The sequence below is a fragment of the Algoriphagus aquimarinus genome (genome assembly GCF_900112005.1).
In the GTDB taxonomy this organism is placed as follows: domain Bacteria; phylum Bacteroidota; class Bacteroidia; order Cytophagales; family Cyclobacteriaceae; genus Algoriphagus; species Algoriphagus aquimarinus.
Window position 1 is genome coordinate 122,839 of record NZ_FOKK01000009.1, and the last position, 18,533, is coordinate 141,371.

The following is an 18,533-nucleotide window of genomic DNA, read 5'->3' on the forward strand; positions in this document are numbered from 1 at the left end:
TTTTGAATGATCAGGTATCGATTTTTGCGTATTTAGCATTTTTCTCGATAAACGCTCTTCTAGGAGGAACTTCATCTCCCATGAGCACGCTGAAGAGATGATCTGCTTCGGCGGCTGATTCAATATTCACCTGTTTTATAGTTCGGAAATTTGGATCCATAGTGGTAGTCCAAAGTTGCTCAGGGTTCATTTCACCGAGACCTTTGTATCGCTGAATGCCCACACTATCTTCTTTACCATCTTTTGCCATTTCAGCTGTAAGAACCTTACGCTCTTCTTCTGTCCAGCAATATCTCTCGTCCTTTCCTCTTTTCAATAAATATAATGGTGGCAAAGCAATATACAAGTAGCCATGTTCAATCAATGTTCTCATATACCTAAAGAACAAAGTAAGAATCAAGGTACGAATGTGAGATCCGTCAATGTCAGCATCCGTCATGATGATGATCTTGTGATAACGAAGGTTAGTAAGATCCAATTCCTTGTCGTCGTTCAACGTACCAATCTTAACTCCAAGTGCAGTAAGAATGTTTTTAATCTCTTCGTTGTCGTAGATTTTATGCTCGTGAGCTTTTTCTACGTTTAGAATTTTACCTTTCAATGGCAAAATCGCTTGAAAATCACGATCTCGTCCTTGCTTAGCAGATCCACCTGCAGAGTCCCCTTCCACTAGATAGAGTTCACAAACGGTAGGATCACTATTCGCGCAATCGGCCAATTTACCAGGTAAACCACCGCCACCAAGAATATTCTTACGCTGCACCATTTCACGCGCTTTTTTAGCTGCATGTCTAGCTTGGGCTGCCAAGATTACTTTTCCAACAATGATTTTAGCTTCCTTTGGATGTTCTTCTAGCCAAGACTGTAAAGCCTCGGATACAGCACTATCCACAGCCCCAACTACCTCAGAGTTACCTAATTTAGCTTTGGTTTGTCCTTCAAATTGTGGCTCTTGAACTTTCACTGAAATTACCGCAGTAAGACCTTCACGGAAATCATCACCAGAAACTTCCAGCTTCAACTTATCCAGCATTCCGGATTTGTCAGCATAAGACTTCAGTGTTCTAGTTAGAGCTCTTCTAAAACCCGATACGTGGCTACCACCTTCATAGGTGTTGATTGTATTCACGTAGGAAACCACGTTCTCAGAGTATGAAGTGTTATAATTCATAGCAACCTGAACAGGCACTCCATTCTTCTCGGTATCTATACTAATCGGAACGTCAATGATTTTCTCACGGCTTACATCAAGGTACTGAACGAACTCTACCAATCCACCTTCAGAGTAGAACTCGTCAGATTTCACAGTTCCGTCGTCTTCTGTTTCTCTTAGATCAGTTAAAACAATTCTAATACCAGCATTCAAAAATGACATTTCACGAAGCCTATTCGCTATTGTCTCGTATTTATATTCTGTAATCGCGAAAATACTAGAGTCAGGCTTAAAATGAATAGTCGTTCCTCTTCTTTCAGTCTCACCTATTTGTCTGGCAGGATATTGAGGCACACCAATTTTGAATTCCTGCTCTGTGATTACTCCATTACGATAAACGGTAGCTTTCAAATCTTCTGAAAGTGCATTCACACAGGAAACACCAACACCGTGCAATCCACCGGAAACTTTATAAGTATCCTTATCGAATTTACCACCAGCGTGCAATACTGTTAACACAACTTCCAAAGCAGACTTTTTCTCCTTTGCGTGCATATCTGTAGGAATCCCACGTCCATTATCCTCAACAGTGACTGAATTATCTTCATTCACCGTGACTTTGATGGTATCACAATGACCTGCAAGAGCCTCATCTATAGAGTTATCTACAACTTCCCATATCAGGTGATGGAGGCCTCTAACCCCAATATCACCGATATACATAGCAGGTCTCTTACGAACCGCTTCAAGACCTTCTAATACCTGAATGTTACCGGCACCGTATTCGCCTAGATTCTTCGCTTTTTCTTCACTCATATGTTTTGGAGAAAACCCTCAAATTGGGTCTAAAAGGGTGATTTTATGTTCTTTTTAAGATGTGGCAAGATAGGTAAAAAAAGTGACTTTTCACAGGCTTTCGCTATACACAGTTACACAAAAACCCATTTGAAATACAACCTTGCAAAACTTTGCCTCTAGGCTGTTAATATTGGTTTGAACCCAACATAACTAACGTACAACCATGCATTGCCTCAATACCTGCCGCCTTTGCTCTCTGAAAAAATATTGGATTTTCTGTCCCAGGATTGAAAATAATCCTTTTTGGGGTCAGGCTGATTAAATAATCAAGCCATTCTTCCTGATTTGCTGTGCCAATATAGAGCGTTATGGTATGGATGTTTTCTAATGCAGGCTTTGTGCGTAGATCAAGAATTTTCTCTCCAAAAACCTCACCTGATTTGATTCCAATTGGGATAAAAGGAACACCAGCGTTGGCCAATCTACTGGCTGCAAAATATGCATACCTAGACGGATTAGTTGTTGCGCCTACTACTAAAGTAAGCTTCTCAGACATCTTACTACCTACTTCCATAGATTTTATCTCGCTCAAATGTATCCATATGTCTATGCTTTTTGGTTTCGTAAATATCCGCAAGCGTGATCAATATCCCAGTTTCCTCAACCTCTCCAAATTCATCATTCAGCGCTGTGCCGAAAGTCATCATAGTAGGCGATAAATTCATGTAGGTATTGATCAGTGGTGGAATATTTTCACCATATGTCCTAATACGTCCATTCAGTAGCTTATACCCTTCTTTGTATTCTAATCCTTCAAAAGGATTTCCAGCTTTAGGCAAATCTGTTTCATAGCCTAACATTAGATCCTCCTTAGGCTTCACCAATCCATCCTTGTCCGGAAAATAGTAATTCATAAACATCAACAACAGGTCTCTCCCTTCACGACTGAAGTGCGGATACATGGTGACTTTACCAAATAAATACTTGACATCTGGGTTCATTAAAACAACTGCTCCCAATCCATCCCATAGGTTGTCAAGACTAAAAATACCTTTTCTATTATCAAATGCAGGCTGGTACTTAGGCTGAACAAATGATCTGCCTAGCTCAATAGTATAAGGGATATAATCCTTAACAAACCGCTCTGTAAAGTCAAACAAATGGGTGGTAGAAAGATTTAAGCTACCATCTGCCTTTACTGAATTCTTACAATTGATTAACCTGTAGCCTGCCACAATCTCCTCATCCTCAGGATTCCAAGTAACTAATTGCTCATAGCAATTTTCACAGATATCATTTTCATCCAAATCAAGTTCTAGACCTGTTCCACCTCCTGCAGCTCTGAAAGTTAACTCCCGGAGTCTACCTATCTCACGAACCACATTCGGAGCATTATGAAAGTTAACCAAGTAGACTAGGTTGTCTCCATTGTTTGTATATCGTAAAAAACGCTCCGGAATCAACTCAGCCTTTAGTAGCTCTTTGTCAATTGCCGGAATTATTGCTGCTTCTTTATTCATTCTTTTTTACCAAGTTCGTAAACTACATCCTTCAAATGATCTGCCCATTGTCCATCTGTTTTAGAGGAATTGAGGCTTTGATAGGAAATTTGTTCACCTACAGTGATCACCACTTTTTGCCCTTGCTGCTTGTATAATTCATCAGCGAGGTAAAACATTTCGATATTAGCCTTGATGCCAATCTTCTTTCTCCAATAAGCCAAATTGTAAAAAAATTTGGAATTTTTACCTCCTATAAAACAAGGTAAGATATCTTTCTTGTATTTCTTCGCTTTGCTTACAAAGCTCTTTTTCCATTGCAAATCACGAATTCCTGATTCATCTTTCCTTGAAACAAGACCTGCAGGGAATATTAAAACTGCATATGACTCAGAATAAGCTGATTCAATAGCAGCCAAGGTATCCCCTGAGTTCTTACCATGTTTATTGATAGGAACAAATAAGGTATTGAAATTCTTGAAAGCCATTAATAGGTCATTCACCAAAAACCTTACATCTGCCCTTACCTCTCCTATTGCCTGAATTAATGCAATTCCATCAATTCCTCCAAGTGGATGATTCGCTGCAATGATAATCCCACCTGTCTTAGGAATATTTTCTTTTCCTTTCAGCTCCACCTCTATATTCAATTCTCTCATCAAACCCTTTGCATAATCAATCCCATGCAAATGATCAACTCTGTCTAGGACATCATTCATCCAAGCTTCGTGAGTTACCCGCTTAATATAGTTGAGCATAAAGCCAGGCATCCATTTCAAAAGCGCAGGATTTTTGGAATCAATGGCTTTTTCTATATCGATAAATTTCTTGGACATTTATACTCTTTGGTGATTGTAAGTTGGTTGAAAACAGAAGAAATAGTTCTTTTTCAAATTCAAAATAAACCTAAAAGTACAAAAAAACAGATTTAACAGTAAGATTAAGCTATACGTATTGAAGTACTACCCTGAGTACCAATCAACTTAATTTGCATAACGGTAGTTTGACCTTAAGCTAAGTTGTTCATTTCTACTTTTCAACCCAAGTTTTGACTTCTAGATTAAATATGGTTCATCCTATGAAGTTGTAAAACCGATTCTAAGGGCTACACCCAACCTCCCTCCAATTAATTCCCTATTTTTGCTTTCTGAAAAACGACACCCTATGAGCGAATCCATCTTATCACTTTGTCCTGGCCCTTGGAATGACTACGAACTCATTGACACTGGAGGATTTGAGAAACTAGAGAGGTTTGGACAATTCATTTTAAGCCGACCAGAACCTCAGGCGATTTGGGATAAAACTCTTCCTGAAAGTGAGTGGAGAAATCTGGCTCATGCGCATTTTGCTAAAGAAAAAAGCAATCCTGAAAAGGGAAATTGGGAGCAATTGAAAAAAATGCCGCATAACTGGGCCATTGAATATTCTAATCCTGATGGATTGAATCTGAAACTCAACCTAGCCCAAACTTCCTTTAAGCATATCGGTCTTTTCCCTGAGCAAGCCGTGAACTGGGACTATTTATACAGAACCATCAAGCGCTCACCGGTAGCAAAACCTAAAGTTCTTAATCTTTTTGCCTATACAGGCGCTTCAAGTGTGGCTGCCAAAGCTGCAGGAGCTGATGTCACACACCTAGATTCGGTAAAGCAAGTAGTCACTTGGTCAAGACACAACATGGAGTCCTCTGGTCAAACGGACATCCGTTGGATGGTGGATGATGCGATGAAATTCATCAAAAGAGAAGCCCGTCGTGGAAATAAGTACAATGGAATCATTTTAGACCCTCCTGCCTATGGTCGCGGACCAGATGGGGAAAAGTGGGTGCTCGAAGAGCAAATCAATGAAATGCTGAAAGTCTGTGCTGAGATTCTTGACCCGAAAGATCATTTCCTCCTGCTCAACATGTATTCCCTGAGTTTCTCTTCTTTGATCGCAGCGAACTTGATCAATACTACGTTCAAAAATGTACAGAACGCAGAGCATGGCGAACTTTACCTACAAGACAATCAAAACAAAAAATTACCGCTGGGGATCTTCTTCAGATTTTCAAGCTTTTGATTTAAACACCAATCATGAATAACCGTCAGCTTTTCTTACAACACTTAGCTCAAACAACAGATTTCCCTTTGATGATCGAAGTGGAAAAAGCGGAAGGGGTATATCTGTACGGCTCCAAAGGAGAAAAGTACATCGACTTAATCTCAGGAATTGGCGTAAGCAATGTGGGTCATCGCCATCCAAAAGTTCTGGAAGCGATCCATGGGCAACTGGATAAATACCTGCACCTTATGGTGTATGGCGAATATGTGCAAAGTCCTCAGTCACATTTAGCTAAAGCACTTTGCGACACCTTACCAGAGAAATTAGACAATGTCTATTTAGTCAACAGCGGAAGTGAAGCTATTGAAGGCGCATTAAAACTCGCCAAGCGATACACTGGCAAACCTAATTTGATTTCCTGTGTAAATGCGTATCATGGCAGTTCGCACGGATCGCTAAGCGTGGGTGGAAATGAGATTTTCAAACAAGCCTACCGACCTTTGCTTCCTGGAGTTAGCCACATTAATTATGGGGAAATCTCAGATTTAGAAAGCATTGATTCCAATACTGCTGCAGTACTTGTGGAAACCGTCCAAGGCGAGGCAGGAATTCGAGTTGCCACAAAGGAATATTTTCAAGCCTTGCGTACCCGATGTGATGAAACAGGTACTTTATTGATTTTGGACGAAGTTCAATGTGGCTTTGGTCGAACTGGTAAATTCTGGGCTTTCGAACATTTCGGGATCATTCCTGATATTGTTGTTTGCGCCAAAGGAATGGGTGGCGGAATGCCAATCGGAGCTTTTGTAGCCAATAAGGAGGTAATGGGTGTTTTCAAAAACAATCCAATCCTAGGTCACATCACTACTTTTGGTGGGCACCCCGTTAGTTCGGCAGCGTCACTTGCTACGATACAAATTCTTCTAGAGGAAAAACTGATTGAGTCAGTTGAAGAGAAAGCTAATTTGATAAAGACACTTCTGGTGCATACAAAGATCAAAAGCATCAGAAATAAAGGATTGCTGATGGCTGTTGAGTTTGATTCTTTTGATACGCTTAAGCCTATCATTGATCGAGCAATAGAATTGGGAGTGATTACAGACTGGTTCCTTTTCTGTGATGATGCCATGCGAATCGCTCCTCCTTTGACCATCACTTCAGCTGAGATTCATGAAGCTTGTGCTATTATTTTGCAGGCGATAGAGGAGGTATTTCCTACTTAAGCCTCTCATTTTTCCCCAAGTAAAATATTCTGTATGCCGCTAAGGGCTGAGCAAATGCTAGAGAATAAGAGCAAAAACGCCCTTAATTATTCCTGCTCCAGTACGTAGAGTTAGCTATTAGGACCTTGTTAAATTCAAAGTCTTAATAGCTGAAATCCATCTACTTATTTGTCATCACTTTATAGGTTGGGTCTTCCATAATATTTACATCTATTACCGATTCGGCATTTTTTAGCAATAGCCTACAATCTTGGCTTAAATGTCTTAGATGTACCTTTTTCCCCTGTTTTAGATATTTTTCAGTGATTTTGTGAAGCGCGTCAATAGCAGACATATCTACTACTTTGCTTTCTCTGAGGTCAATAATTACTTCATCAGGATCTTGCTCCACATCAAATTTCTCTATAAATGCGGTAGTAGAACCAAAGAAAAGCGGGCCGTAAATCTCATAATGCTTAGCTCCATTTTCATCTACATATTTTCGAGCACGTATTCGTTTGGCACTTTCCCAAGCAAATACTAATGCTGAAATAACCACTCCTATCAATACTGCTAAGGCTAAATTGTGTAAAACCACCGTGATCACCGCTACGAGGATTCCTACAAAAATATCGTGTCGAGGCATTTTATTAATGATCCTAAAACTTACCCACTCAAAAGTCCCTATAGCCACCATCATCATCACACCAACTAAGGCAGCCATCGGGATTTGTTCTATGACAGGACCAGCAACCAGAATAACGCCTAGAATAGCAGTCGCTCCTACGATTGCAGAAAGTCTAGATCTCCCTCCTGCACCTATATTGACCAAAGTTTGCGCTACCATGGCACATCCGCCCATACCACCAAAAAAACCATTTGTGATATTGGCAATACCTTGAGCAGCAGCTTCCCTGTTCGACTGACCTTTCGTATTGGTTATTTCATCCACCATATTCAGAGTTAGCAAACTTTCAATCAAGCCAACCCCAGCCATTACAAGAGAATAGGGGAAAATGATTTTTAAAGCTTCCAGACTAAATGGAATTTCTGGAATACGAAATGAAGGTAATGCACCTCCTACAGAAGCAATATTTATAACTTTCTTAGTATCTATATCGAGAAAATAAACTATTCCAAAAACAACTAATATAGCGACCAATGAAGCTGGAACAGCTTTGGTGAACTTTGGCAATACATACACAATAGCGATGGTGAGCAAAGTCAACCCTACCATCAGGTAAAGCGCTGGGCCTTGCATCCAGGTAGAAACACCACCCTCAAAGATTTTAAATTGCTCGATTTGAGCCATAAAAATGATAACAGCAAGACCATTTAGAAACCCGTACATGACAGGTTGTGGTATTAAGCGAACAAATTTCCCTAGTTTGAATAGACCGACCAGCAATTGTAAGATTCCAGCCAATACAACTGCACCCAAAAGATAATCTACCCCGTGCGAAGCGGCTAGCGCAATAAGCACGACAACTGTAGCGCCTGCACCACCTGAAACCATACCTGGTCTTCCTCCTAAAATAGCAGTAACTATACCCATTAAAAACGCTGCGTAAAGTCCTGTTAAGGGAGGGAGACCAGCTAGTATAGCAAAGGATAAGGATTCCGGTATCATGGTCATTGAGACCGCAAGCCCTGCTAGAATTTCATTCTTATAATTTACTTGTTGTTTAAAATCAAAAAGGTTAATGATTTTCTGCATGGGTGTAGAATCTGAGATATATAATTGAAATAGGTACCGATAGAAAAAACTTTCGGTAAGAGAAAGTTGCCAATAAATAACAATTGGAAAAAATGCGTATTAGCCTATACTTAAGGCGGTGTGATTGGGGAAGATGCGTAGGGTGTTCTGTTCATTAGGTGCTGCAAATGTAGCGTTTCACTGGTAGTCAGGCAAATTAAACTTCAAAAAACACCTCCCAGCCTATCAGAGAAGTATTTCGAGGCTATTCCCTGACTTTGTTTAAAGTGCTTTACTCACTAAAAATAGAAACTACTTATCTATTAAAAGCAGATGCTAGCTACTACTAAAATATAAGTCGCGCATACTATTTTGATTCATACCTTCAAGATTAGCCTTCTCAGTCAAACAATCTCTAGAGATCCTCAATTTTCATAATGACGAATGCCAGTTCATCATTGACATTTTCAAACATCCAGATGTTCCCATCTTTAGCAAAATAAATATTAGGAGGTTGTGTCAATTCTGGTATTTGAGATTCAGCTAACAAATCCAAATTTTCATCAAATACACTCAAAAAAACATCCGCTCCAGTCGGTATGTACCTTCCATAATCGGTTTGTTCTTCTGCGAACTGTCTTTTTTGTGAGAACCTGAAATACCTTTCGTTTTTTTCATCCCAAACCAAACTCATAAAAGAAATATCTTCATCAGATTTCCTGACGATCTCACTAAATTCTCCTGAGGATTGTTCTACCGATTTGGGAGGTAAGTAAGCTCTCCTATATCCAAGTAATGGCGTATCCCACTTTTTAAGATATAGGCTATCAGTAGTTAAATCAAAAACTTGTACTTCATTAAAGGTATTCGTGCTAAAAATAATTTTATCATTTATCTGAAAGGAAATAACTGCACCACCATACCCACCTGCAGAACGTCCACCAGAGAATAGCTCAACCTTATAATCTAAGTTTTTATCCAACTCGGGTAAGTCAATTTTTTTAAAGGTCTGACTCGCTAAATCAAAGTCAAGTATAAAATTCTTTCCGCTTTCGCGATGGTAGATTAATTCTAAAACCCTGTTCGGATTACTTTCGCCTACGAAGAGTGACGCTGCGTAATACTCATTTCCCGCGAAGTACTCACTGGCTATTTTATCCAATTCCAGATCCCTGTTCAATAGACCATTTTGACCAAATATTTTATAGAAACGGTAAGTCCAAAAGAGTAAATTTTGGTCGCTTAAAACTTTGAAACTTGGGAAAGAAGCCCCTAGTCCATTAGGTCCTTCTTTTTCATATTTAATTATCTCTTCAAGCTTAAGTTGATTTAAATCGATCTTCTCTATTGTTAAATCTCTTAGATTAAAATTGAATAGAAAATTTTTGTCACTAGATAGATCAGAGTTGCGTAGCTGATCATGTAAATAAAGGAACTCATCACCTGAATCCACCAGCACAGTATCAAATGAAACTCTTATTTGATCCGAAACCGTATGCATTTTTTCTTCTTTTTCTTCTTTTTCTTCTTTGGAAACGCAGGAAATAACAACTAAAAATAACGCAGCAGCAATAAACAATCTCATAAAATGCTATTTTAGAATTCAGTTAAAAACCTTTTGAACTAGAAGCTAATGAATTCAACCTAAAAATTCAATTTGAGATGTTACAAAAAGTTAAATAGAATTCACGCTATATGACAAGCGCTATTTCCTAATAGCATTCTCAAATTCTACAGAATGCCCTTCTCTGGATGTCTTCCGGTAACAGTTCTTCCGAAGACTTTTAGCTCTTCGATTTGCGCATCCATATTTCCATCAGGATAGATGCATGGACCGATGCCCGCTTCCTTTTTCTTATAATCCAAGTAGCCGACAACTACAGGGACATTCGCTCCAAGTGCTATGTGATAAAACCCTGATTTCCATTTTTTTACCTGACCTCGAGTTCCTTCTGGAGTCACCATGATTACGAGTTCGTCTCGTTCATTTAACATAGTGACCATAGATTCAGTATAGGTTTGTTTTTTACCTCCTGGAATCCGTTTCCTATCTATAGCAATTGCTCCAAGCCCCTTAAGCAACCAGCCTAAAGGCCCTACCATTACTTCCTTTTTGATGGTAAAGCGAACTGGTATATCCATAAGGAAAAAAGCTGCACGAGCATACAAGATATCCCAATTGGAAGTATGTGGAATAGCGATAAGTACCGCTTTTTTCAATCCTTTCGGCCATTGATTATTCAAAGACCAACCTGATAACCAAAACACAATACGAGACAAAAACTTCATCATGCTATACTAGATTTATTGCTTTTCGTTGCTAATTCCAAAATGGAGGGATTATTTTCAATGTAATTCATCGTGTAATCATAACCAACACCAAATAATTCAGAAGCTTTTTTAATATCAAATACTCCATATCTACCAAGTCCTGGAGGTTCGATGAAATAATCGCATTTAGATTTTCGAGTGTACACATTATAATTCATAGCCATGATTACAGAGCGCTCAATCAGCTTTTTCATATTACTGACATTGCTTTCCTCGGGAAGTTGATTGCAATGCACTCCAATCACATAATCGGTCACCCCTTCAAGTGGCTCTACCGGCATATTATTGAGAACTCCTCCGTCCACTAAGTATCTTTTGCCTATCACGATGGGATCAAACATACCTGGGATACAGGAAGAAGCCATAATTGGGCGGATCAACTCCCCTTCTGAATAATACCTAACCTTAGCTTTTTTGATATCAGTGGCCGCTACAGTCAAAGGGATCTGCAACTTGGAAAAATCATTATGATCAAGATAGAGCTTAAACAGATTTCCCACCGAATCCATTTTCAGGAATCCTGTTAGCGAAATCGCTGGACGCAAAAACTTGAAATAATTAGTTTCTACGATTATTTTAAGAATTTCCTCTGGTGTGTAGCCTTGGCAAAACATCGCTCCGACAATAGCCCCAGCTGAAGTTCCAGAAACTTTAGTAGGATAAATACCTGACTCAGTCAAAGCTTTCAGAACTCCTAAATGAGAAATCCCCCGCACTCCTCCACCGGAAAGAGCAATACCTATCTTAAGATTAGATTTCATCCAGTCTAAATGTTTGATCCAAACGCACGCCTCTGTCTGTCATTTTTACAGTGCAGCACTCATTTTCCGCATCATGCTCTAGGAATAGAACATATTCCTCACGTGCTGCTTCTTCTAAGAACTTAGCTTTTTCATCCATAGTAAGAAGTGGACGAGTGTCATAGCCCATCACATAAGGCAAAGGAATGTGCCCCACCGATGGAAGTAAATCAGCTACAAAGACAACAGTCTTACCTTTGTACTGGATTTTTGGCAGCATTTGTTTATCAGTATGCCCATCTGCTGTGATAAAATCAAATCCCGGAAGGAATGACTTCTTGTCCAGATCCAAATAACCTAACTGGCCTAACTCCTGCATTGGAAGAATATTATCTTCCAGGAAAGAAGCTTTCTCTCGGGGATTTGGAACAGTTGCCCACTGCCAATGCTCTTTATTTGACCAATAGGTAGCTCGTGGAAAAGTCATCTCGTATTGGCCATGTGAGCCATACTTCACTCCACCTCCACAATGATCAAAATGTAAATGAGTTAAAAAATTATCAGTAATTTGATGAGGGCTGACTCCGAGCTTCTTCAGATTTTTATCTAAAGAGTCATCGCCATGCAGGTAGAAATGGGAGAAAAACTTAGCGTCCTGCTTATCTCCAATTCCATTATCAATCAATACGATTCTATTTCCATCGACTACAAGCAAAGATCTCATTGCCCAAGTACAGAGGTTATTTTCGTCGGCTTGATTTGTTCTGGACCAAAGAGTTTTTGGCACCACACCAAACATGGCTCCTCCATCCAGTTTGAAAAATCCTGTATTGACTACGTGTAATTCCATGATATGAAAGAAAAATCCCGGACTTTGAAAGAAGTCCGGGCTTGAAATATTTTACTCAACTACTACACCCATCGAGCTAAACTTGTCGATGCGTTGGTCAATTCTTTTTTCTGGTTTGATTTTATCCAGTTCCTTCAAGGCATGGAGAATAGCTTCCTTTAGCGTAATAGCCATTTTTTTCATATCTCTATGAGCTCCGCCAAGTGGTTCAGGAATTATACCGTCCACCAAGCCATTGCCTTCCATGTCTATAGCTGTCAATTTAAGAGCTTCAGCTGCTTGCTCCTTGTAATCCCAGCTTCGCCAAAGGATAGTAGAACAGTTCTCTGGAGAGATAACTGAATACCAAGAGTTTTCAAGCATGAGTACTCGATCTCCAATAGCAATACCTAACGCTCCGCCTGATGCACCTTCACCAATGATGATGCAAATGACAGGGACTTTCAGCATAAACATATCTCTGATATTCCTTGCAATCGCTTCTCCCTGTCCTCTTTCTTCTGCTTCCAGGCCTGGAAAAGCGCCTGGAGTATCGATCAAAGTGATGATAGGCTTACCAAACTTCTCTGCCATCTTCATTAGGCGGAGAGCCTTTCTGTAGCCTTCAGGATTTGCCATCCCAAAGTTTCTCATCTGACGTTGCTTGGTGTTTCTACCTTTCTGCTGTCCGATGAACATCACCGACCTGCCATCTAAATCTCCTAGACCGCCTATCATAGCCTTATCATCTCCTACATTCCTATCTCCATGGAGTTCAACAAAATCATTTGTCATCTCATAGATATAATCCAGTGCATAAGGTCTATCAGCATGCCTAGAAAGCTGAACGCGCTGCCAGCGTGTCAGATTTTGAAAAGTTTCTTTCTTCAAAGCAAGAATTTTATCTTCAAGGGATACAATATCTGAGCTTAAATCTATATTTCTGCCAATAGCCAAATCCTTCATTTCCTGAAGTTTCTGTTCTAAATCAGCTATAGGTTTTTCGAATTCTAATACCATTGTGGTGATTTTTGGGAAAAACAAAGATAAGCATATACCCTTGGGAATTAAAATTTTTAATGAGCAGTGGATATTTATAAATACAGAAGAATTCAAAAAATACTTGTAAAACAAAAAAAGTCCCGAATTTCTTCGGGACTTTTTTGCGGAATGGACGGGACTCGAACCCGCGACCTCCTGCGTGACAGGCAGGCATTCTAACCAGCTGAACTACCACTCCAATGGTTTTAAATTGAGATTGTTTATATCTCATTCGTGTGATCTCAAACCTGCGATCTTCCCAATGAATCGGGACATACATCTCACAAGTGAACTACCACTACACTAAGTTTTTTTGTCACAAATTGATGATCTTTTTCATCAAATTTAAGCGGAATGGACGGGACTCGAACCCGCGACCTCCTGCGTGACAGGCAGGCATTCTAACCAGCTGAACTACCACTCCGTTTTTTTCAAATTCGAGACCGTTTTAGATTTCTCTTCAACTACCCCGTTTTTGAGTGATGCAAAGGTATGTTTTAGATTTGTTATTGCAAAAGTAGATTCAAATTTTTACGTTATTAATTCGTATGAACTTCTATTTCAAGGAGATATTTTTCATCTCTATTGAATTTGAAATACTCAAATGCTATCAAAATGAAGAATTCCTTAAGAATTCTCTTCCTCCATCATATCAAGAACCAGGGTTATTTCCGCTTCTACACGTTCAAACAGTTCATGCATGTTAGCAGGTTGAAAGGTATTCATATGCTCAAATTCACTAGCCAAATCAGTCAGCACACTCATACCTGCAGAAATAGCTGTACCATAGAGCTTGTGCCCCGCTTCATTGATTTTAGTTAAATCTTCTTCCTCAATGACTTCCTTTAATGACAAAAGTGAGCTTGCTAACTCAGTTTTTACAATTTTTAGAATGTTATCTAAAACCACTGGATCATTGTCTGTATAGTTCCTCAGCTTAGCCGGATTATAATGAATATTTACACCTGAATTTTTCACTTCCTCTTTCAGGCTCACCTTAGAAGCCTCTGTGCCTACCCATTTGTTTAGGATCATCTCCACAGTCTCTTCCACCACAGGCTTTACCACAAAATCATCCATTCCAGCAGCTAAGCATTTCTCACGCTCTCCTTTCACATTTCCCGCAGTAAACGCGATAATAGGAACATGCGTATCCTTTTCTAAAAGCCTTATATTTTTGGTGGCTTCATATCCATTCATTACAGGCATTTGAACATCCATCAAGATAATATCAGGAAAATGCTTTTTGCAGTATTCAAGAGCTTCTTGACCATTTGTGGCTTCTTTTATAGTTGCTAATGGAGCAATTTTTTTGATAATAGTTTTAGCCAACAGCATATTTACTAGATTATCCTCAGCTAGTAAAATCGTAAATTCCTTAGCCCTTTCCTCTGGTGCATCAGATAAAATGCTTACCTCCTTAAATTCGTCTGGTTTGTGAAGCCTAGATAAAGCCTGATAAAAATCTTGGATTTTAATCGGCTTAATTAAACGGTGATGAATACGTAGCTCCTTACAGCTTTCTATGATTTTATGATCATCAGAAGAACTGTGAAGCAACATGATAGGCTCCTCACCTCCCCAAGAAGTAAAACTCTCTCTTATCTTACGTACAGTCTCAAGACCATCCATAAATGGCATATGATAATCCATCAGAATCACATCAAACAGTTCTCCTGTTGACAAAAGTTGAAGTGCTTCAAACCCATTATGAGCTTCCTTGGACTGTATGTTTTTAAGCAACAACATTTGCCGAACTATTAGTCTGTTGTTCTCATTATCATCAACTATTAGTACATTTTTTATTTTATCTACATCAAACCAATCGATCGCTTCTCCTTTCTCAGTTTTCAAAGTCACATCAAAGAAAAAAGTACTTCCCTTTCCAGGCTCACTTACTAATTGAAGCTTGCTATCCATAAGTCTGAGAAGACTATTTGAAATAGTCAAGCCAAGACCTGTACCGCCATATTTCTTAGTAGTAGAACTGTCTTCCTGTGAAAATGCCTCAAAGATTTTTAATTGCTTATCAGCCTTAATTCCTATACCAGTATCTCGAACTGCGAACCGAATTTTATAGATATCTCCCTTAGCTTCTAGGGTTTCTATTTTCAATTCTATTTCTCCACTTTCTGTAAACTTAGAAGCATTGCCTAACAAATTCACCAAAATCTGCTTCAAACGAACTGAATCTGCATGTACAAATCGAGGGAGATCTGTTGCTACGTTTAGCAGCATTTCCAACCCTTTGTTTTGGATCTGATAGGTTATGATATCAGTTGCTTGCGAACTCATTTCATAGAGATCACACTTGTCTATGTCTAATTCCAAACGACCAGCTTCTATTTTAGAAAAATCTAAAATGTCATTGATGATACTCAGTAGGGCATTTGCAGACTGATTAACAATGGAAAGGTATTGATGTTGCGTTTCGTTGAGATTTGTCTTCAAGACAAGATCAGTAAATCCAATTACACCATTTAATGGAGTACGGATTTCATGACTCATATTGGCTAAGAATTCTGATTTAGCAACACTTGCTTCCTCTGCTTGAAGTTTTGCCTTTTTCAACTCCTCCCTCTGTCTTACCAGACTTGTAATGTTTTGGGTGAACAACATTATGCCTCCAATCTCCTTATTAGGAAGATACCAAGGTCTCATCTCCCAAGTGACATACTGGTCTTCGGCAAATCCAGGAACCTTAACTAATTCCTCCTCCCGTTTTTCTACTGCACCATTTAAAATACGTTCGTGCCGCTCTCTACCTTCTTGGCCTATAGATGGGAAAATAGTATAGTGTGAATTCCCTACTACTTCTCTTCCTGCTAATTGATAATCCTCCACCCAGCGGTTACTGACTGCGATGTAATTCATATCGTTATCTAACATAGCCACAGCTGCAGGCGCGTGTTGCACAAAAGCAGAAAGACGACTCTTCTCATAAATGAGTTCTTTCTCCATTTTCCTGATCTCAGTAATATCAGAAGCAAAGCCTAAATAACCAATTGACACATTATCAACATCACGGATAGGAGTAACAACCAACGATACAGTTTTCTTGGAGCCGTCTTTTGCAATGTAACTCCAGTCTCGTTGCTCCATACCGGCTATTTCTGCCCTAGCGGTGAAGACTTCTTCAACACCTATATGTTTTCCAAATTCTTTTTGAAGTTCTGCCAGATGCAATTCGACTTCTTGATGATCGTGGATTATTTCAGGGGTATGCTTACCAACCATTTCTTCAGCGGTATAACCCAACATTTTCTCCGCTCCTGGATTAAATACGGTAATAATACCAGCTAGATCAGTGGCAATTATACTTACCTCAGATGATGCATTAATTACATCATCAAGAACCTTCTTAGTCCTTTCTAATTCTAATTGCGCTTTTTTTGCTTCATCTATATCCTGAAATGTACCAAAGACTCTTTTACATTCCCCATTTACTAACTCGGACTGTCCAATTGCACGTACCCACAATTCATTCCCTAAACCAGTAACCAGTTGCAATTCCAAATCCCAAGATTTTCCTTCGTTTATTGCTTCGTTTACGGCCTTAATAACCTTATCTCTACTTTCCCCCTCTTTATAAAAATTGATACCTGAGGTGAGATCTGGGTTAAAATCGTCAGCTACTTCATGAATCAACCTAGTCACAGGAGTCCAGGTTAACTCTTGCTTTTCCATATCAAGGTTCCAGCCTCCTACTCTAGCAACCTTACCTGTTTCTTCAAGCAAAAACTTGGTATGCTTTAAATCTTCCTCCAAGTTCATGCGTTCAGTGATGTCAATCGCATTTCCAATCACATAATAACTGCCATCCACACCCTTCTCTCGGATATTATTGAACATCCAGGTATACAAGTGACCATCCTTATGTTGAGTGATCATCTGACCACTTAATAATCCTACTTCATCAATGGACTTCAAATATCCATGCACTACAGGTTTTCGATATTCAGGAACTATATCAAATAGACTCATCCCTACTAATTCTTCCTTAGAATAACCAAGCATTGTTGCTCCGGCATCATTAACAGACAAAAACACCCCTTGCATGTCATGAGTACACATGAACCCTTGGGAATTATCAAAAAAAGCTCTTAAACGTGCCTCACTCTGGGCTAATACCGCTTCCCCATCGCTCCAATCCGTAATATCTCTCGCGATGGCATATATATCTTCTGAATTTTGATTGGGTGTAGCTACCCATTCCAGGATTTTATACGTACCATCTTCATGAATAAACCGATGAGAAAAGTTAGTGGTAGACTCTCCTTTGTTAAGTTTTTCAAGTTCCAATTTAGTTTTATCCAGATCATCAGGATGCACCATATCGAAAAATGATCGACTTAATAAGATTTCTGATGACCAGCCCAAAAGCTGGGAGAAAGAAGGGTTGACTTTCTTAAAAAATCCATCTGGTCCAGCTATACAAATCAGATCATTGGAAAGATTAAATAGCTTCTCTAGATTGCTGTATTCAGCGATCAACTTACGTTCTTGTATAATACACTTTACCTCACTTGCGAGCAAATTCAATGCATTTTCAGCCTTTTCATCAAGCGAAATTGCTTCACTACCAAACACAAAAAGACAACCGATCAATCCGCCTTTTTCTTCAAATAAAGGAAGCCCAGCAAAAGCATTAATATCATAAGCAGAAAGCGCTTTAGAAATATTATCTGCAAGTGAAGGGCTCTTCACATCCTTACAATTTATTAGTGTGTTCGTAGCTTCTATCTGGGACTTAAAAAAAGATAAAAGCTGAGTATTATCTACGCTAAAGCCTATCTCAGCCTTGAAACCAAATTCTGGCCCTTCAATAAGAATAAGTGCCTTAGAAGTACCGCTAACTATAGAACTTAACTGGCATATCCTATAAAGCGAAGCGTCTTTTACAGCATCAAGATTTTGATAATTTAGGACTGACGATAATGATGAGTTACTTCCTCCCTTTACGGACTTATTCATATTCAAACTTAAAATTTTTCAATTTTTATTTAATGATCTAATGGAAATTGATATCATTTCGCCCACAAATTATGATTCTTTAGTAAGAAATAAAAAGAGTAGATCATATTCAAACTTAAAAATAAGTCTGCCAATGATACCTTTTTGATAAGACTTAAACCAACATACCGATTAACGTTCTTCGAATAAAAGAATACGCTTTTTAGTCAATTTTTACCTAAATATTT

Annotated in this window: 13 protein-coding genes and 2 tRNA genes; 2 read left to right on the plus strand and 13 right to left on the minus strand. The window is 39.0% G+C overall.

The window, feature by feature from the left end; all coding sequences use genetic code 11:
* Window positions 1-10: 10 nt before the first annotated feature.
* From gyrB to BM291_RS13195, 4 genes are all read right to left on the minus strand, one after another.
* A complete protein-coding gene (gene gyrB / locus BM291_RS13180; RefSeq protein ID WP_092898158.1) occupies window positions 11-1,969 on the minus strand; it encodes a DNA topoisomerase (ATP-hydrolyzing) subunit B in 1,959 nt (652 codons plus the stop codon).
* A gap of 166 nt (window positions 1,970-2,135) precedes the next feature.
* The gene (locus BM291_RS13185) at window positions 2,136-2,525 is read right to left on the minus strand and encodes a CoA-binding protein (RefSeq protein ID WP_245786867.1); all 390 of its coding nucleotides are present in this window, start codon (window positions 2,523-2,525) and stop codon (window positions 2,136-2,138) included.
* On the minus strand, window positions 2,512-3,471 hold the full coding sequence (locus tag BM291_RS13190; protein WP_092898160.1) for a glycine N(alpha)-acyltransferase GlsB: 960 nt from the start codon (window positions 3,469-3,471) through the stop codon (window positions 2,512-2,514). The genes BM291_RS13185 and BM291_RS13190 overlap by 14 nt, the downstream gene beginning before the upstream one ends.
* Window positions 3,468-4,286: a lyso-glycine lipid O-acyltransferase GlsA gene (locus tag BM291_RS13195; RefSeq protein WP_092898162.1), complete on the minus strand. Its 819-nt coding sequence runs from the start codon at window positions 4,284-4,286 to the stop codon at window positions 3,468-3,470. The genes BM291_RS13190 and BM291_RS13195 overlap by 4 nt, the downstream gene beginning before the upstream one ends.
* Before the next feature lie 328 nt (window positions 4,287-4,614).
* On the opposite strand from BM291_RS13195, the gene BM291_RS13200 reads away from it, so the two are divergent.
* Both BM291_RS13200 and BM291_RS13205 read left to right on the plus strand, forming a co-directional pair.
* The gene (locus BM291_RS13200) at window positions 4,615-5,511 is read left to right on the plus strand and encodes a class I SAM-dependent methyltransferase (RefSeq protein WP_092898164.1); all 897 of its coding nucleotides are present in this window, start codon (window positions 4,615-4,617) and stop codon (window positions 5,509-5,511) included.
* A gap of 14 nt (window positions 5,512-5,525) precedes the next feature.
* On the plus strand, window positions 5,526-6,716 hold the full coding sequence (locus tag BM291_RS13205; protein WP_092898166.1) for an aspartate aminotransferase family protein: 1,191 nt from the start codon (window positions 5,526-5,528) through the stop codon (window positions 6,714-6,716).
* A 160-nt stretch (window positions 6,717-6,876) separates the two neighbouring features.
* Here BM291_RS13205 and BM291_RS13210 read toward each other — a convergent pair whose 3' ends face one another.
* The 9 genes from BM291_RS13210 to BM291_RS13250 all read right to left on the minus strand — a co-directional run bounded on the left by BM291_RS13210 (window position 6,877) and on the right by BM291_RS13250 (window position 18,306).
* Entirely contained in the window at window positions 6,877-8,412 is a 1,536-nt protein-coding gene (locus BM291_RS13210) for a SulP family inorganic anion transporter (RefSeq protein WP_092898168.1), read from the minus strand.
* 394 nt (window positions 8,413-8,806) lie between these two features.
* A complete protein-coding gene (locus tag BM291_RS13215) occupies window positions 8,807-9,976 on the minus strand; it encodes a DUF4221 family protein (protein WP_092898170.1) in 1,170 nt (389 codons plus the stop codon).
* A 146-nt stretch (window positions 9,977-10,122) separates the two neighbouring features.
* Window positions 10,123-10,683 (minus strand): 1-acyl-sn-glycerol-3-phosphate acyltransferase, encoded by a 561-nt coding sequence (locus BM291_RS13220; protein ID WP_092898172.1) that lies wholly within the window; start codon window positions 10,681-10,683, stop codon window positions 10,123-10,125.
* On the minus strand, window positions 10,680-11,483 hold the full coding sequence (locus BM291_RS13225; protein ID WP_092898174.1) for a patatin-like phospholipase family protein: 804 nt from the start codon (window positions 11,481-11,483) through the stop codon (window positions 10,680-10,682). Before BM291_RS13225 ends, BM291_RS13220 begins: the two co-directional genes overlap by 4 nt.
* Window positions 11,473-12,312, minus strand: a complete 840-nt coding sequence (locus tag BM291_RS13230) for an MBL fold metallo-hydrolase (protein WP_092898176.1) — start codon at window positions 12,310-12,312, stop codon at window positions 11,473-11,475. The genes BM291_RS13225 and BM291_RS13230 overlap by 11 nt, the downstream gene beginning before the upstream one ends.
* Window positions 12,313-12,363: 51 nt before the next feature.
* The gene (locus tag BM291_RS13235) at window positions 12,364-13,311 is read right to left on the minus strand and encodes an acetyl-CoA carboxylase carboxyltransferase subunit alpha (RefSeq protein WP_092898178.1); all 948 of its coding nucleotides are present in this window, start codon (window positions 13,309-13,311) and stop codon (window positions 12,364-12,366) included.
* A gap of 146 nt (window positions 13,312-13,457) precedes the next feature.
* Window positions 13,458-13,531 (minus strand) — tRNA-Asp (locus BM291_RS13240).
* 151 nt (window positions 13,532-13,682) lie between these two features.
* Window positions 13,683-13,756, minus strand: a tRNA-Asp gene (locus BM291_RS13245).
* Between the two features lie 203 nt (window positions 13,757-13,959).
* Window positions 13,960-18,306 carry a PAS domain-containing hybrid sensor histidine kinase/response regulator gene (locus BM291_RS13250; protein ID WP_092898180.1) on the minus strand — a complete coding sequence of 1,449 codons (4,347 nt, stop codon included), beginning with the start codon at window positions 18,304-18,306 and terminating at the stop codon, window positions 13,960-13,962.
* Window positions 18,307-18,533 lie beyond the last annotated feature (227 nt).

Coding starts and splice junctions, on each gene's coding strand:
- gyrB (WP_092898158.1), bottom strand. CDS start 1,969: ATGAGTGAAGAAAAAGCGAAGAATCTAGGCGAATACGGTGCCGGTAAC.
- BM291_RS13185 (WP_245786867.1), bottom strand. CDS start 2,525: ATGGAAGTAGGTAGTAAGATGTCTGAGAAGCTTACTTTAGTAGTAGGC.
- BM291_RS13190 (WP_092898160.1), bottom strand. CDS start 3,471: ATGAATAAAGAAGCAGCAATAATTCCGGCAATTGACAAAGAGCTACTA.
- BM291_RS13195 (WP_092898162.1), bottom strand. CDS start 4,286: ATGTCCAAGAAATTTATCGATATAGAAAAAGCCATTGATTCCAAAAAT.
- BM291_RS13200 (WP_092898164.1), top strand. CDS start 4,615: ATGAGCGAATCCATCTTATCACTTTGTCCTGGCCCTTGGAATGACTAC.
- BM291_RS13205 (WP_092898166.1), top strand. CDS start 5,526: ATGAATAACCGTCAGCTTTTCTTACAACACTTAGCTCAAACAACAGAT.
- BM291_RS13210 (WP_092898168.1), bottom strand. CDS start 8,412: ATGCAGAAAATCATTAACCTTTTTGATTTTAAACAACAAGTAAATTAT.
- BM291_RS13215 (WP_092898170.1), bottom strand. CDS start 9,976: ATGAGATTGTTTATTGCTGCTGCGTTATTTTTAGTTGTTATTTCCTGC.
- BM291_RS13220 (WP_092898172.1), bottom strand. CDS start 10,683: ATGATGAAGTTTTTGTCTCGTATTGTGTTTTGGTTATCAGGTTGGTCT.
- BM291_RS13225 (WP_092898174.1), bottom strand. CDS start 11,483: ATGAAATCTAATCTTAAGATAGGTATTGCTCTTTCCGGTGGAGGAGTG.
- BM291_RS13230 (WP_092898176.1), bottom strand. CDS start 12,312: ATGGAATTACACGTAGTCAATACAGGATTTTTCAAACTGGATGGAGGA.
- BM291_RS13235 (WP_092898178.1), bottom strand. CDS start 13,311: ATGGTATTAGAATTCGAAAAACCTATAGCTGATTTAGAACAGAAACTT.
- BM291_RS13250 (WP_092898180.1), bottom strand. CDS start 18,306: ATGAATAAGTCCGTAAAGGGAGGAAGTAACTCATCATTATCGTCAGTC.